This window comes from Alcaligenes sp. Lyrl_28 (assembly GCF_051948705.1).
GTDB classification, from domain to species: domain Bacteria; phylum Pseudomonadota; class Gammaproteobacteria; order Burkholderiales; family Burkholderiaceae_B; genus Alcaligenes; species Alcaligenes ammonioxydans.
In genome coordinates this window covers 1-358 of record NZ_JAYJLG010000025.1, presented here as the reverse complement: position 1 = coordinate 358, position 358 = coordinate 1, and the positions used below count along the sequence as shown (strand labels likewise).

The following is a 358-nucleotide window of genomic DNA, read 5'->3' as shown; positions in this document are numbered from 1 at the left end:
CCCCGTACCTTGGGCAAACAAGCCTCGGGCGCCCGTCATGCCACAGGACAAGACACCGTGCTGTGGGCGGACGTGATCCATCAACAACGCGATCTGGACGGCAACGAGGACAGCCAGGATGTACGCCACAAAGTCGGCGGCCTGTTCCTGGGTGGCGATACCTCCATCGGCGAACAAGGCTGGCGCATGGGTGCGTCTTTGGGCTATCTGGAAAACCGCATCAAACTGGATGATCGCCGTCAGAGCTCGCGCAGCAACAGCTACAGCGCCGCCCTGTACGGGACGCAGGCGTGGGAAATGGGCTCAGGCAGCTTGAACCTGCTGGCCGGCGCTGCCTACACCCGTCACCGTCTGGACA

1 protein-coding gene is annotated in these 358 nt (G+C 62.8%); it reads left to right on the top strand.

The genetic code is table 11. The features are described from left to right. Positions 1-358 (top strand): autotransporter outer membrane beta-barrel domain-containing protein (locus VF694_RS16440; protein WP_440164916.1); only part of this gene is annotated, 358 nt, incomplete at both ends.